This window comes from Streptomyces sp. SD31, assembly GCF_052068475.1.
Lineage (GTDB): Bacteria > Actinomycetota > Actinomycetes > Streptomycetales > Streptomycetaceae > Streptomyces.
Genome location: NZ_JBQHCX010000007.1, coordinates 136,875 through 150,901 on the forward strand (window position 1 = coordinate 136,875; position 14,027 = coordinate 150,901).

A 14,027-nucleotide genomic window follows, 5' to 3' on the forward strand; every position below is an offset into this window, starting at 1 on the left:
CTTCGGGGAGGGGACGGAAGTAGGGAGGCGTATCCACAGATCGTCTGTCGCGCTCTACTAGCGCGCTCTAGTGCGAGTACGATGACCCTGGTCCAAATGTCATGTCAATAGCTTGTTGCCAGGAGATTTCACGGCCCGGCTAAGGTGAGCGGCGTCGAAGGGTGGGTTCACAGGTGGATGCATCGGGCAGGCAGCGGCCCACGATGGCGGACGTCGCCGAGAAGGCGGGCGTGTCCCGAGCGCTCGTCTCGATCATCTTCCGCGACCTGCCGGGCGCGAGCCGCGAGACCCGCGAGCGGGTGCTGCGCGTCGCCGACGAGATCGGCTACCGCCCCGACAACGCGGCCCGGCTGCTCGCCCGCGGCCGCAGCCGCACCCTCGGCGTGATGTTCACCGTCCACCAGACCTTCCAGGCCGACCTGGTCGAGGGCATCTATCCCGAGGCCGAACGGCTCGGCTACGAGGTCCTGCTGTCCGCCACCGGCCAGGGCCGCGGCGAGAGCAAGGCCGTCGAGGCGCTGCTCGGCCACCGCTGCGAGGCGGTGATCCTGCTCGGCCCGGACTCGTCGGCCGCGGAACTCGACGCCCTCAGCAACCGCACGGTCGCCGTCTCGGTCGGCCGCCGGGTGCCCCAGGCGCGCGTCGACAGTGTGCACACCGCCGAGGGCAAGGGCATACGGCAGGCCATGGACCACCTCGTGGAGCTGGGCCACCGCCGGATCGTGCACATCGACGGCGGGCGCGGCCCCGGCTCGGCCGAGCGGCGGCGCGCGTACCGGGCCGCGATGCGCAGGCACGGGCTGGAGGCCGAGCAGCGGGTGATCCCCGGCGCGCACACCGAGGACTCGGGCATCGAGACGGGCCGGCTGCTGATGGCCGAGCGCGACCAGGGGCTGCCCCTGCCCACGGCGGTCCTCGCGGGCAACGACCGGTGCGCGATGGGCCTGTTGATGACCCTGACGCGGGCGGGCGTCGAGATCCCGCGCGACATGTCCGTGGTCGGCTACGACGACAGTCATCTCTCCCACCTGATGCCGATCGGCCTCACCACCGTCCGCCAGGACGCCGTCCTCATGGCCCAGCGCGCGGTCCGCTTCGCCGTGGAACGGCTGGAGAACCCCGAACTGGAGCCCCGCGACGCCGTACTGGACCCCAAGCTCGTCGTCCGGGGCAGCAGCGGCCCGGCCCCACAGGAGCCGGCCTGAGATCGAACAGCGGCGAGGCCGGCCGCGCCCCGTCGCGGCCACGGCCGACCTCGCCTGTCCATGGACGCGCCTAGGGCCTGTCGTCAAATTCCCGTCGTCGCCCGAAGGGCAGGCGGGAATTTGACGACAGGCCCTAGCGCGTGCCCTTGGCCGCGAACTCCGCGACCGCGTCGACGTTGTCCTTGGTGATGAACGCGGGCCCGGTCAGCACCGGAGCCGTGCCGCCGCCGCTGAAGTTGCCGTTGGTCTTGTACAGCCACAGCGAGTCGACCGCCAAGTAGCCCTGCAGATAGGGCTGCTGGTCGACGGCGAACTCGACCTTGCCGTCCTGGACGGCCGTGACCAGCTCCTTGTTCAGGTCGAACGTGGCGACCTTGGCCTTGCTGCCCGCGTCGGCCACCGACTGCACGGCGGTCAGCGCGAACGGAGCGCCCAGTGTCACCACCTGGTCGATGGAGGAGTCCTGCTGCAGCTTCGCGGTGATCGTCGACTTCACGGACGGCATGTCGGTGCCGTTGACGTACAGGATGTCGGTCTTGCCCTTGAACCCCTTCTTCAGACCGGCGCAGCGGGCCTCCAGCGCCACATGGCCCTGCTCCTGGATGACACAGACGGCATGTTGGGCACCGGTCTCGTTGAGCCGCTCACCGAAGGCGTTGCCGGCGATGTTCTCGTCCTGCCCGAAGTACTCGAGCATGCCGAGGTCCTTCCAGTTGTCCAGGCCCGCGTTGAAGCCGACGACCGGGATGCCGGCCGACTTGGCCTTGCCGATCACGGCCTTCATCGCGCTCGGCTTGGCCGCGGTCAGGGCGATGCCGTCGACCTTCTGGTCGATCGCGTTCTGCACCAGGTTGGCCTGGGTGCCGGCGCTCGGGTCGCTGGAGTAGACGAGCTTGATGTTGTCCTTGGCGGCGGCGGCCTCGGCTCCCTTGCGGATCAGGTCCCAGAAGGTGTCGCCGGGGGCCGCGTGCGTGATCATGGCCACGGTCATCCGGGGCGTGGTCGCCTTGCCCGCCGAAGCGTCCGCGGAGCCCTCCTCGGACTGCTTGCCTCCGGAGCCGCTGGAGCACCCCGCTGCGAACAGGCCTGCGGCCAGGGCGGCGGCGGTCAGTGTGGCGGCTCGGTGGTGTCTGCGCATGTCCCATGCACCTCGCTGTGCTGGTCGGGGCGGGTTCTCAGGTGGGGGGAGGTTCACGGGTACCGCCCGTTGGATACCGACTGGAGCGCTTCACTAGCGCGCTCTAGTGGCAGGTACTATGCGGCGGCCGACAGGTGATGTCAATGGGTTTGTCAGGACGTATCGACAAAGCCGAGGTGGGAGGGTGCGTCGCTGGGAGTGACGGGCGTGCCGTCCGGGGGTGCGCGGTCCGGGGGTGCCGTCCGGGAGTGCAGTCCGGGAGGAAAGAAGATCACCCCGCCTCGGGGGAGACGGGGTGACAGCGGCCGGCTGACTGGCTGACGGCTCAGGCAGGCCGTATCGCGCTGTGGATCGCCGCTTCCCCGGCGTAGTGGATCGACTCCTCGCGGATGACCGCCCCGGGCCCGGGGGCGTGGATCATCATCCCGTTGCCGGAGTAGATGCCGACGTGGCCGATGTGGAAGAGGACCAGGTCGCCGGGTTCGAGGTAGGTGAGGGCGATTCCCTGGCCGGCGGTCGCCTGCTCCGGTGCGGTGCGCGGGAGGGTGATGTCGGCGGCCTTCCACGCGGCCTGGGTGAGGCCGGGGCCGTCGTAGGCGTCCGGGCCCGTCGTGCCCCAGACGCAGGGTTTGCCGATCTGGGCGCGGGCGAAGGCGAGGGCTCGTACGGCTCGCGTGTCCTGTGGGGCTGTCGAGGTGAGGGGGGTGCTCCCGTCGAAGGCCTGGCCGGTGGTGGTGGGCCAGGCCGTGGTGCCGGGCAGGACGGTGGTGAGGTCGGCGGCGGACTGCGCCTGTAATGCCTGCCACTGGGCCTCGGCCGAAGGCTGGACCTGGGGTGCGGTGGCACTCCAGGTGTCGGCGGCGGGCAGGGCCTCGACGGCTGCGAGAGGCGTGCTCTGCTGGGCGGTGTACGCGGACAGCACCTCGCGGGCCCGGGCGAGCTTGCGCTGGTTCTGCTCCTTGGCCGCCCGTAGCGAGGACCGCTGCTGGGGCTCGGCCGCCGTCTCGGCGATCGGAGTGGGCAGCGCAAGGGCCGACTGGGCGCTCCCGTCGGTCTGCGTGGTCTCCTGCGGTGCCTCGGGAGCAGCCGGCAGGGCGGCGATCGGGCCGGCGGTCAGCTCCGCCAGGGGAGTCGTCCCCGTCGCCTGAGTGGATGTCAGCTCGGCGACCGGCGCGGCGGGTAGCTCCAGTGCGGCGCGGCCGGACGTCTCCGGTCCACGATCGGTGAGACCGTCCCCCGCGCGCTCCGCCGGGCGGACGCGCCGTGTCTCGGCGGGTCGCTCCGGCATCCTGTCGGCCGGGAGCGCTGCCGGAACGGTCGGACCCAGCTTCGAGCGGGCCCCGTCGAACCACTGCCGGGCGACATCGTCGAGAGCGGGGTCGCTGCGCCTGCCCTCGTCGCCCCGGGGCGCGGCGGCGGGTGTGCCTGCGGCGCGCCCCGGTCGTTCGGCTCGCTTGCGCGGTCCCGTCGCCGCGGCGCGGGTGGCGTTGAAGGTTCCCGTGTCGGACTCGGCCCGGTCGTAGAGGGAGCTGACCCGCCGGCTGACCTCCTCACGGCTCGGTGTCTCGTCCCCGACGGAGGGGGCGGCGTTGGCCGTCTGTGCGAGCAGGGCCACAGAGGTGAGGGCCGCCGACGCGAGTGCGGAATTGCGCATGCCGGGGAGGCTCAAAGCCCCCGGACGCGCGGTGCGTTCCGACGCCATGGGCGACGTACTCCTTCCGTACTCCGCCTACCGGGTTAGCGTGGGGGTCCCCCCGGCCGTTCAGGCGCTGGGGAGGGTTCGGGCGGTCGGTCCGGAAGGTGTGCCCTACGGCCCTTGCCCCGAAGGGGAGTTGGGCCGATTCACCCCAAGTTCGGTTGGGTCCCCGGCTCCAGTGGGCCCTCGCGGGAACACCGGACTCGGCGGAGGCCGCGCGTCCCGGCGGGGTTCGCCGGAGGTCGTCGTGCGGTCCGATGCGTAACCTAACCAACTTGTGAGCCTCGCGTGAAGATTGACATGTGAAATGTCCGATACGTTTTTGTGACCTTCGACGCTTGGGGTGGTGGGGAGCCCGCATTCACTTCGCTGAGCGCTGGCTTCGCCACGCCTGGTAGTGGTCCAGGACCGTCTGCTCGATCGGGCGGTAGGTGACGCCCAGTTCGTTCACGCTCCGGCTGTTGTCCACTCGGAAGCGGATGCCGAGGTGTTTGCGGATGTAGTCCTGCGTCAATCCGAAGGCCGGGCCAAGGACGCGTACCGGCCAGTGCGGGAGGGCGGTGCGTGGGAGGCGGAGGTCGCGGGGATAGCGGGTTCGGATGATGCGGGCCATCTCGTGGAAAGACGTCATGGTCCGGTCGGCGACGATGTAGCGGCCCTTCGCCTCCGGGTTCTCCGCGGCCGCGATGTGTGCGTCGGCCACCTCACGCACATCCACCGTCGTGAAGCTGAAGTCCGGGGCGCCGTAGAAGAAGTAGCCCTTGAAGAGCTCCTCCAGCAGGAACAGGCTGCCGGACTCCGAGGCCGGGGTGAGGGAAGGGCCCAGGACGAGGCCGGGGTTGACCGACACCATCCGCCAGCGGCCCTGGGCGGCCTCCGCGTCCCACGCCGCGCGTTCCGCGACCGTCTTGGCGTAGTGGTAGGGGTTGGTCTCGACCGTGCTGGTGGTGTTGAAGTACCGCTCCGACAGCACTCCGTCGTCCATGGCCAGTACGTCCGCGTAGTCCCCGAAGATCGTGCCCACGGTGGAGGTGAGGACGAGCCTGTCGACCGTGGGCGTCCGCTCGATGGCGGCCAGTACGTTGCGTGTGCCGAGCAGGGCCGGGTCGACCATGTCCCGCCGACCGTCCTTGATCTTCTCCGGCATACGGAACGGCGACGCCACATGGAACACCACCCGGCACCCGGTCATCGCCTCGTCGAAAGAACCCTGCCTCAGCAAGTCCGCCTCGAACAACGACAGTTGGCCGGGCCTCGCTTCCTGCATCTCCCGCAGCGGCCGCACCTTCGCCGCATCGGCCGTACTGCGCACAGTGGCGTGGACCCGATACCCGCGCTCCAGAAGCCGCTTGACCAGATGACTCCCGACGAACCCGCTGCCGCCGGTCACCAACACGCCTGTCGAGTCGTCCATGCCCACGCCCTCCACCCCTCCTGTCGTGCGGTCGGGGGTCACCTTATGGGGCGGCGACGGCTACCGGTGTTGTCCGGTTGCCGTCGCCGTGAGCCTCCGACCGTCACCAGCGCGGCAGCCGGAGTTCGTACTCCGGTTGGATCCGCCGCATGTAGCCGGTGTCGTCCCGGCTGCGTACCCCGGAGTCCACGTACAGCCGGTGCAGCCGGTTCAGGGCGTCGTGGTCGAGTTCCACGCCGAGGCCGGGGCCCGTCGGCACCTTGACCTCGCCGTCGCGGAACTCCAGGACACCCGGGCGGATCACGTCGTCGGCGTGGTTCCACGGATAGTGCGTGTCGCAGGAGTGGTCGAGGTTGGGGATCGCCGCGGCCACATGGGTCATGGCGGCCAGGCTGATGCCCAGGTGCGAGTTGGAGTGCATGGACAACGCCAGCCCGAACGCCTCGCAGACCGCGGCCAGTTCACGGGTACGGCGCAGGCCGCCCCAGTAGTGGTGGTCGGTGAGGAGCACCTGGATGGCGTTCTGCTCGATCGCGGGCTTCAGATGCTCCCAGGCGATCACACACATGTTGGTGCCCAGCGGCATCGGCGCGCCCTGCGCCACCGCCGCCATGCCTTCGATGCCCTTGGTCGGGTCCTCCAGGTACTCCAGGACACCGTCGAGTTCGCGGGCCACGTGCGTGGACGTCTCCACCGTCCAGGCCGTGTTGGGGTCCAGCCGCAGCGGCTGCCCGGGGAAGGCCTCCGCGAGCGCCCTGATCGCGGCGATCTCCTCGTCGGGCGGGAAGACACCGCCCTTCAGCTTGAACGACCTGAACCCGTACCGCTCCTGCATCAGCCGGGCCTGCTCCACGATGCCGGCCGGGTCCAGGGCCTCGCCCCAGTCGTCACCCACGGCGGCGCGGCCGTCGAGGGCCGGGTGCTCGGCCCACTTGTAGAAGAGGTACGCGGCGAACGGCACCCAGTCCCGGACCGTGCCGCCGAGCAGGTCGCTCACCGGACGGCCCAGCAGCTTGCCCTGCGCGTCGAGGCAGGCCACCTCCACCGCGGAGGTGGTCCAGCCGCGCTCGTGGGAGCTGGGCACGGTCGGCAGCAGGGCCGCGTCGATCGCGGCCGAGACGGCCGTGGTGTCGAAGACGTCCATGCCGACGACGACCTTGGCGGCGGCCTCAAGCCGTTCCAGGCGGGCGACCCCGCCGGGGGACTCGCCGAGCCCCACCGTGCCGTCCTCCAGGACGAGTTGGAGGATGATGCGCAGAGCGAGCGGCTCGTGCACGCCGTTGGAGTTGAGCAGCGGCGGATCGCGGAAGGCGATCGGGGTGACGATCAGTTCCCTGATCCGGGTCGGGGCGCTCATGCGGTGACCACCTCCAGGCCGTGGTCGATCAGCTTCGAGAGCCGCGCGATGTGTTCCGGTGCCGGATCGACCAGGGGTGCTCGTACGCCTCCCACGTCCAGGCCACGCAGGGTCACTCCCGCCTTGACCAGCGCCACGGCGTACCCCGGTACCTCGTCGCGGAGCTGGACGAGGGGGCCGTAGAACTCGTCCAGGAGCCTGCTGACCGTCACCTCGTCGCCATCGGCCAGCGCCCGGTGGAAAGCCAGCGCGATCTCCGGGGCGAAGGCGAACACGGCCGAGGAGTAGAGGTCGACGCCGATGCCGCGATAGGCGGGCGCGGTCATCTCGGCGGTGGGCAGACCGTTGAAGAACTGGAAGTCCGCGCCGCGGGGTACGGCGCGTACGGCCCGGACGATGCGGTGCATCCGCTCGATGTCGCCGATGCCGTCCTTGAGTCCGACGACCTTGGGCAGGGCGGCGATCTCGGCCGCCGTGGTCGCGGTGAGGCGGGCGGTGCCGCGCTGGTAGAAGATCACCGGCAGGTCGGCCGCGGCGGTGACCTCCTCGACGTACCGCACCAGGCCCTGCTGTGGCGCCGTCACCAGGTACGGCGGCAGCAGCAGGATGCCGTCGGCGCCGGCGCGTGCGACGCGGGCGGCCTGGTCGCGGGCGACCGGGGGCGGGCCGCCCGCCGCCGCGAGGACCGGGACGCGTCCGGCGGTCGTCTCGACGGCGACCCGCGTGGCCCGTTCGATCTCGTCGGGCGTCAGCGCGTGGAACTCGCCGGTGCCGCAGGCGACGAACACGCCGCCGGCGCCGGCCGCGACGCCGCTGTCGATGTGCCGGGCGAGTCGTTCCTCGTCCAGTGACCCGTCCGCGGCGAACGGCGTCACCGGGAAGAACAGCACTCCGTGGAACTTCATGTCTCCCTCAAACGTGGGGGGTTGGTTCAGCCCTTGGTGGCCCCGGCGGCGATGCCGGTGACCAGCGAGCGCTGGAGGAGCAGATAGACGATCAGGCTGGGGATCAGGGCGATGACCGCACCGGCCAGCACCACCCCGGAGCCGACCTCGGGGTCGGTGCGCAGGATGGACAGGGCGACGGTGACCGTGTAGTCGGTGGGGTCCTTGGCGGCGATCAGGGGCAGCAGGTACTGGTCCCAGATCATGATGAAGCCGAGCACCCCGGCCACGCCGAGCGCGGGCTTGCACAGCGGCAGGATGACCTGCCACAGCATCCTCAGCTCACCGACGCCGTCGAGGCGTGCGGCCTCCTCGATCTCGGCGGGGATGTCCCGCATGAACTCGGTCAGCATCATCACCGAGAACCCCCAGGCGCCCAGTGGCAGGATGATGCCCCAGACGGTGCCCTTGAGGTCCAGGTGGACCACGGGGACATCGCCGAGGACCAGCGACAGCGGGATCGCGATGACCTCCTCGGGAAGCATCAGCGTCATCATGAACAGCAGCATGATCAGCGCCCGGCCGCGGAACCGGTGCCGGGCCAGGGCGTACGCGGCGAGCGTGCACACCACCAGCTGGAGCAGCAGCCCGCCGCCCGCGATGACCAGCGAGTTGCCCAGGTAGTCCCAGATGCCGCGCTCGCCCGCCACCTTGAAGTTCAGCAGCGTGCTGTCGTGCGGCAGGAACGACAGCGAGGAGCCGCTGGGGTTGGGGGTGAGGGCGCCCGAGAAGATCGTCAGGAACGGCGCCGCGAAGATGCCGAGGGCGAGCGCGCAGAGCAGGATCCGGAAGGTCAGGGCGAGACCGGGCCGGTCGCTCCAGCCGAGGGCGGTGTCGAAGCGGGCCGGGGTGGTCCGCCGCGCCTCGGCGGCCAGGCTCTTCGCATCCGGCACCGGCGTCCGGACGGGCTCGATGGCGGGGGCGCTCATCGCACGTCTCCCCTCTTGCGGAGGTAGTTGACCGTGACGGTGAGCAGCAGCGTCACGCAGAGCAGCACGACCGAGGCCGCGGAGGCGCCGCCGATGTCGTTGCGGGTGAAGCCCAGGGTGTAGGCGCGGGTCATCCAGACCTCGGTGGACCCCGCGGGGCCGCCGCCGGTGAGGACGTAGACCTCGGTGAACACGCGCAGTCCGCGGATCGTGGCGAGCGTGAGCACGATCATGAGCGCCGGCCGGATCGCGGGCAGCGTGACGTGGCGGAGCCGCTGCCAGAGGGAGACGCCGTCCATGGCCGCCGCCTCGTACAGCGAGCGGTCGACGCCCGCGAGACCGGCGAGGAGGATCACCATGTTGTACGGCGCCCAGATCCATATGCCCATGGCCATCGTCGAGTAGAGCGCGATGTCCGGGTTGTCGAGGAACTGGACGGGCCCGAGCCCGAGGAGGTGCAGGCCGCTGTTGAGGAGGCCGTCGGAGGTCGGGTAGTACATCAGCCGCCACAGCTCACCAACGACCGCGGTCGCGGTGACCGCGGGCAGGAACACGGCGGTTCGGATGATCTTCAGTGAGCGGGCCTGGCCCTCCAGCAGCAGGGCGAGGACGAAGCCGAGCAGGATGGCGCCGACCGACTGGCCGATGCCGAGGACCAGGGTGTGCCCGATGGCGTCCTGGAAGCGGTGGTCGGTCAGGACCCGGGTGTAGTTGTCGAGGCCGATCCACTGGTCGCCGAGGAAGGGCCGTACGTCGAAGAAGCTGAGCCAGATGCCCTTGGCCATCGGCCAGAACTTGAAGACGAGGGCGAGCAGCAGACCCGGCGCCAGGAAGAGCCAGGGGACGACGGCCTTCTTGTTGAGGACGCCGGAGACTCTGCGCGCCGCGGGGGTGGTCACGGTAGCGGTCATTTCAACAGGTCCTGGTCCTTGAGGTCGCCGGCGAGGGTCTCGTTGAGCTCCCCCAGCTGGGAGCGGACGTCACCGCCGCAGTACGTGAAGATCGCGTTGAGGCTGTCGGCGGTGTCCTGCTTGATCGGCGCGAAGTCCGGCGCGTTCGGGAACTGCTGGGAGGAGTCCTCGTACGCCTTCTGTACGACGCTCCAGCGGGCGTCGTCCCGGACTTTCGCCGCGTCCAGCGTGGAGTTCACGGGGATGCGGACGACGGGCTGGTGCTTGCCGGTCATGGCGAGCCGCTGGCCCTCGGGGGAGACCAGGAAGGCGGCGAGCGCCTGCTCCTGCTGCGCCTTGCCCGTCCTGGCGCCGAAGTAGATGTTCTCGCCGTCGGCCAGCACATCGCCGCCGGCCGGGCCCGCGGGCGCCGGGACGACCTCGTACTTGTCCTTGCCGGGCGTGGTGTCGAAAGTGGCGATGTTGTACGGGCCGGTCATGTACATCCCGGCGTTGCCGTCCTGGAAGTTGGTCGCCGTCGAGGTGACGGCGGTCAGGGCGCCCGGCTGGGTGACACCGTTGTCACCGCAGAAGAGGTTGTCCTTCATCCAGGTCACGGTGTTCACTGCTGCCGCCGAGTCCATGGCGGGCCGGTAGGTGCCCTTGCCGTCCGGCTCGATGATCTTTGCCCCGCCCTGCCACAGGAAGCTCGCGCCCCACCAGGCGGCATAGCCGTTCTGGGCGCTGCCCGGCACGACCATGCCGTAGGTGTCGGCCTTGCCGTCGCCGTCCGGGTCCTCGGTGGCGAAGGCCTTGGCGACGGAGAGCATCTCCTGCCAGGTCGTCGGTGCCTTGAGGCCGAGCTTGTGCAGCCAGTCCTTGCGGATCATCAGGGTCTGGGCCTGACGGGAGTACGGGATGCCGTAGTGCTTGCCGTCGACGCCCACCGTGGACGACCAGGTCTTGTCGGTGATCTGGTCGTGGCCCGCGATCGAGGCGGGGTCGATCGGCTTGAGCAGGCCCTGGCCCTGGTAGCTGCCCATCAGTGCCGTGTCGTTGATCATGACGTCCGGGAGGTCCTTGGTGGATGCCCGGCTCTGGAGCTGCTGGTCGAAGTTGATGACCGGCTGGTAGTCGATCTTGATACCGGTCTTCTTGGTGAACGCGGCGAAGACCCGCTCGTAGGTGGCGGCGGGGTCCGGGTTGCTCCGGGTCCACACCTCCAGCGTGTTCGGGTCGTCGCTGCCCGCACTGCCGGAACCGGAGCCGCACGCGGCCGTTCCGAACGCGAGCGCCGCGGCGACGAGCAGGGCGGCCGGGCGGCGACTTCGTCGGCGATCCCGCATGGGCACACTCCGTGGCTCTGTGGAGTTCATGTATGTGAACTCGCTTCATGCATCTAAATGATCGGCCAAGCTACGAATCATTTCGGCCGTATGTCAAGACATGGCGGCGAGATTTCACCGGCCCTATAGGGGTAGGCGCCCGTGGGTGGGTAGGCGTCGGTGGAGCGGGTCTGTGGGCGGGTTCGCGTCACCCCCGGAAAACCAGCCATGGTGCGTTGTGTGCGACTCGGGGAGGTCGCACGGGCGTGCGACCAGTCGAACGGTGTGAGTAAGGGGTTCCGTCGCGGGGGCGGGCGCATCCGGTGCTCCGTCGTGGCACCCCCTGTGCGGGAACTGTGAACCAGCTGGCCGGGGCGCGCAGGCGCGATGTGTGGATGTCGGGAGGGCGCCTTCACCAAACCCCCTCCCGGGCTGGCCTGAAGGCGCCTTGTTCGGTCAACTTCCCACACACCAAGGTGGGTTGAGCACTTGAGCATCAGGAGTCACAAGCGCGCTGCTTGAGCCGTGCGGTCGATCGCCCACGGTGATGACGGGGGAAAACTGGTGCGGTGCACGTGACCACGTCGCCCTTGTGGGTGGCGTCTTCGTGCCCCGGGTCGGGAATGCCTACCTCTGCCATCTCTTGGTGCCTTTGTCCGGTACCCGAGACAGGGAGTAGGAGGGGGAATGCCGATGAGCGCGGTCAGCGCCGCCAAGCCGACGTATCCCGGCGTCTACGTCGAAGAACTTCCCAGCAGCACCCGCACGATCTCGACCCTGACCACGTCCGTGACGGCCTTTGTGGGCCACACCCGACGGGGTCCGCTCAATGAGCCGGTACGCGTCACCAGCTTCGCGGAGTTCGAGCGCCGCTTCGGCGGCCTGAGCGCGCAGAGCGCCGTCGGCTACGCGGTCCACCAGTTCTTCGGCAACGGCGGCACCGTCGCGGTGATCGTCCGTGTCGCCAAGGCCGGCAGTGGCAAGGCCGCCTGCGTCACCCTCAAGTCCACCGAGGGCCACAGCGAGGGCCCGGTCCTCGAAGTGCACGCCAAGGAGCCCGGCCTCTGGGGCAACGGCCTGCGGGTCGCCGTCGACCACGACACGACGTGCCCCGCCGAAACCTTCAACCTGCGTGTGTACGACGCCAAGGGCGACGCTCGCGAGAGCTTCACCGGCCTGTCCATGGACCCCTCGCACGGCCGCTACGCGCAGACCGTGATCAACGCGGGCTCGAAGCTGATCCGCGTCGAGGTCGTCGGCGAGGGCCGCCCCGACCCGTCCGGCACCGTCTCCAAGCCGTTCGGCGACGAACTGCCCAACCTGGCCGTCGACCTGACCGTCAAGATCGGTGAGGTGGAGCGCGAGTTCACGCTCTACGACCCCGACTGCGACGGCGAAGCCCCGTGCAGCGTCGCCGAGTTGGCGCTGCTCCTGGAGCGCAAGCTGCGCGCCCTGCCCGACGCGCCCGGCAAGCACGCCTTCGCGGGCGCCGAGGTCACCGCCTTCGGCCGCCGTATCCAGGTCGTCGCCGGCTCCACCGACCCCGAGGACGTCGTCCGCTTCCTCGGCGAGTGCGCCAACGACCTCGGCCTGGAGGCCTCCGTCAACCCGCCGGTCTTCCCGCTGGAGGGCGGCGAGGACGGCGCGGCACCCGGCCCGCGCGACCTCATCGGCTCCGAGGGCGACAAGAGCGGCATCCAGGCGCTGCGCGGCGTCGCCGACGTCAACCTGCTGGCGCTGCCCGAGCTCGCGGCGTACGAGAACACCGAGGACGCGCTCACGGTCATCTCCGCAGCCCAGCGGCTGTGCGCGGAGCGGCGGATCTTCCTGCTGGTCGACGCGCCGAGCACCTGGGTCAGCGTCGACTCCGCACGCGCCGGGCTCGCCGCCTTCGACGCCGTGCGCGGCAACCATGCCGGCCTGTACTTCCCGCACCTGCAGCTCACCGACCCGCTCACCGGCCGGCTGCGCTCCTTCCCGCCGTCCGGCGCGGTCGCCGGCGTCATCGCGCGCACCGACTCCGAGCGCGGCGTGTGGAAGGCACCGGCCGGCACCGAGGCGCGGCTCGCGGGCGTGCACTCGCTCACGGTCAACCTCACCGACCGCGAGACCGGTCTGCTCAACCCGCTCGGCGTCAACTGCCTGCGCACCTTCCCGGTGACCGGCCCGGTGGTGTGGGGCGCGCGCACGCTGGAGGGCTCGGACGCGCTCGACAGCGAGTGGAAGTACGTGCCGGTGCGGCGGCTCGCGCTGCACGTGGAGGAGAGCCTCCAACGCGGCCTGCAGTGGGTCGTGTTCGAGCCCAACGACGAGAACCTGTGGCAGCAGATCCGGCTCGCCGCCTCCTCGTATCTGCACACCCTTTTCCGCCAGGGCGCCTTCAAGGGCGGCACCCCGCGCGAGGCGTACTTCGTCAAGTGCGACAGCGACACGACGACCGCCGAGGACATCGAGAACGGCATCGTCAACGTCCTCGTCGGCATCGCACCGGTCCGGCCGGCGGAGTTCGTGATCGTCAAAATCCAGCAGACGTCCGGGCAGTTCGCGCTCTAGGCGCGGGGAATCGTGGAGAACTGAAGGAATCCGATGGCTGAGTTCACGGTCAACGCGCATCGCTTCGACCCGTACAAGAACTTCAAGTTCCTGGTCCTGTGGGACGGTCGTACGGTCGCCGGCATCAGCAAGATCAGTCCCCTGAAGCGGACGACGGAAGTCGTCAAGCACCGGCACGGAGGCGACCCGTCGTCTCCGCGCAAGTCGCCGGGCCGCTCCGAGTTCGAGGGCATCACCCTGGAGCGCGGGGTCACCCACGACCCCGAGTTCGACCGCTGGGCCAACAAGGTCTGGCAGGTCGGCGCGGGCCTCGGCTCCGAGGTGTCCCTCGCCGACTTCCGCAAGGACATAGTCATCCAGGTCCTCAACGAGGCCGGCCAGGTCGCTGTCTCGCACAAGCTGTACCGGACCTGGCCCAGCGAGTACCAGGTCCTCGGCGAGCTGGACGCCAACGCCAACGCGGTGGCCATCCAGTCGCTGAAGCTCGAGTGCGAGGGCTGGGAGCGGGACTACGAGGTGCCCGAGCCGGAGGAGCCGTCGTTCCTCAACCCCGCCTGAAATAGGGCCAGTTGAGGA

11 protein-coding genes are annotated in these 14,027 nt (G+C 69.9%); 3 read left to right on the forward strand and 8 right to left on the reverse strand.

What is annotated here, in order from left to right:
- The first annotated feature begins 203 nt into the window (after positions 1 to 203).
- Positions 204 to 1,205 (forward strand): LacI family DNA-binding transcriptional regulator, encoded by a 1,002-nt coding sequence (locus tag ACTMVF_RS16990; protein ID WP_441271871.1) that lies wholly within the window; start codon positions 204 to 206, stop codon positions 1,203 to 1,205.
- Between the two features lie 133 nt (positions 1,206 to 1,338).
- Here the strand turns inward: ACTMVF_RS16990 and ACTMVF_RS16995 are convergent, their stop codons facing one another.
- The 8 genes from ACTMVF_RS16995 to ACTMVF_RS17030 all read right to left on the reverse strand — a co-directional run bounded on the left by ACTMVF_RS16995 (position 1,339) and on the right by ACTMVF_RS17030 (position 10,919).
- Positions 1,339 to 2,343: a sugar ABC transporter substrate-binding protein gene (locus tag ACTMVF_RS16995; RefSeq protein ID WP_441271872.1), complete on the reverse strand. Its 1,005-nt coding sequence runs from the start codon at positions 2,341 to 2,343 to the stop codon at positions 1,339 to 1,341.
- 325 nt (positions 2,344 to 2,668) lie between these two features.
- Entirely contained in the window at positions 2,669 to 3,997 is a 1,329-nt protein-coding gene (locus ACTMVF_RS17000; RefSeq protein ID WP_441271873.1) for a C40 family peptidase, read from the reverse strand.
- A gap of 403 nt (positions 3,998 to 4,400) precedes the next feature.
- Entirely contained in the window at positions 4,401 to 5,453 is a 1,053-nt protein-coding gene (locus ACTMVF_RS17005) for an NAD-dependent epimerase/dehydratase family protein (RefSeq protein WP_441271874.1), read from the reverse strand.
- Positions 5,454 to 5,556: 103 nt separating this feature from the next.
- A complete protein-coding gene (locus tag ACTMVF_RS17010) occupies positions 5,557 to 6,810 on the reverse strand; it encodes a glucarate dehydratase family protein (RefSeq protein ID WP_441271875.1) in 1,254 nt (417 codons plus the stop codon).
- Positions 6,807 to 7,715, reverse strand: a complete 909-nt coding sequence (locus tag ACTMVF_RS17015; RefSeq protein WP_441271876.1) for a 5-dehydro-4-deoxyglucarate dehydratase — start codon at positions 7,713 to 7,715, stop codon at positions 6,807 to 6,809. Before ACTMVF_RS17015 ends, ACTMVF_RS17010 begins: the two co-directional genes overlap by 4 nt.
- A 26-nt stretch (positions 7,716 to 7,741) precedes the next feature.
- Complete coding sequence (locus ACTMVF_RS17020) at positions 7,742 to 8,683, reverse strand: carbohydrate ABC transporter permease (RefSeq protein WP_441271877.1); 942 nt, start codon at positions 8,681 to 8,683, stop codon at positions 7,742 to 7,744.
- On the reverse strand, positions 8,680 to 9,594 hold the full coding sequence (locus tag ACTMVF_RS17025; protein WP_441271878.1) for a carbohydrate ABC transporter permease: 915 nt from the start codon (positions 9,592 to 9,594) through the stop codon (positions 8,680 to 8,682). Before ACTMVF_RS17025 ends, ACTMVF_RS17020 begins: the two co-directional genes overlap by 4 nt.
- Positions 9,591 to 10,919, reverse strand: a complete 1,329-nt coding sequence (locus ACTMVF_RS17030) for an ABC transporter substrate-binding protein (protein ID WP_441271879.1) — start codon at positions 10,917 to 10,919, stop codon at positions 9,591 to 9,593. Before ACTMVF_RS17030 ends, ACTMVF_RS17025 begins: the two co-directional genes overlap by 4 nt.
- A 666-nt stretch (positions 10,920 to 11,585) precedes the next feature.
- Here ACTMVF_RS17030 and ACTMVF_RS17035 point away from each other — a divergent pair.
- Both ACTMVF_RS17035 and ACTMVF_RS17040 read left to right on the forward strand, forming a co-directional pair.
- Positions 11,586 to 13,451, forward strand: coding sequence for a phage tail sheath family protein (locus ACTMVF_RS17035; protein WP_441271880.1), 1,866 nt, complete (start codon positions 11,586 to 11,588; stop codon positions 13,449 to 13,451).
- A gap of 33 nt (positions 13,452 to 13,484) precedes the next feature.
- The gene (locus ACTMVF_RS17040; RefSeq protein WP_004003113.1) at positions 13,485 to 14,009 is read left to right on the forward strand and encodes a phage tail protein; all 525 of its coding nucleotides are present in this window, start codon (positions 13,485 to 13,487) and stop codon (positions 14,007 to 14,009) included.
- Positions 14,010 to 14,027 lie beyond the last annotated feature (18 nt).

Coding starts and splice junctions, on each gene's coding strand:
- ACTMVF_RS17020 (WP_441271877.1), bottom strand. CDS start 8,683: ATGAGCGCCCCCGCCATCGAGCCCGTCCGGACGCCGGTGCCGGATGCG.
- ACTMVF_RS17040 (WP_004003113.1), top strand. CDS start 13,485: ATGGCTGAGTTCACGGTCAACGCGCATCGCTTCGACCCGTACAAGAAC.
- ACTMVF_RS17010 (WP_441271875.1), bottom strand. CDS start 6,810: ATGAGCGCCCCGACCCGGATCAGGGAACTGATCGTCACCCCGATCGCC.
- ACTMVF_RS17035 (WP_441271880.1), top strand. CDS start 11,586: ATGCCGATGAGCGCGGTCAGCGCCGCCAAGCCGACGTATCCCGGCGTC.
- ACTMVF_RS16995 (WP_441271872.1), bottom strand. CDS start 2,343: ATGCGCAGACACCACCGAGCCGCCACACTGACCGCCGCCGCCCTGGCC.
- ACTMVF_RS17005 (WP_441271874.1), bottom strand. CDS start 5,453: ATGGACGACTCGACAGGCGTGTTGGTGACCGGCGGCAGCGGGTTCGTC.
- ACTMVF_RS17015 (WP_441271876.1), bottom strand. CDS start 7,715: ATGAAGTTCCACGGAGTGCTGTTCTTCCCGGTGACGCCGTTCGCCGCG.
- ACTMVF_RS17000 (WP_441271873.1), bottom strand. CDS start 3,997: ATGCGCAATTCCGCACTCGCGTCGGCGGCCCTCACCTCTGTGGCCCTG.
- ACTMVF_RS16990 (WP_441271871.1), top strand. CDS start 204: ATGGCGGACGTCGCCGAGAAGGCGGGCGTGTCCCGAGCGCTCGTCTCG.
- ACTMVF_RS17030 (WP_441271879.1), bottom strand. CDS start 10,919: ATGCGGGATCGCCGACGAAGTCGCCGCCCGGCCGCCCTGCTCGTCGCC.
- ACTMVF_RS17025 (WP_441271878.1), bottom strand. CDS start 9,594: ATGACCGCTACCGTGACCACCCCCGCGGCGCGCAGAGTCTCCGGCGTC.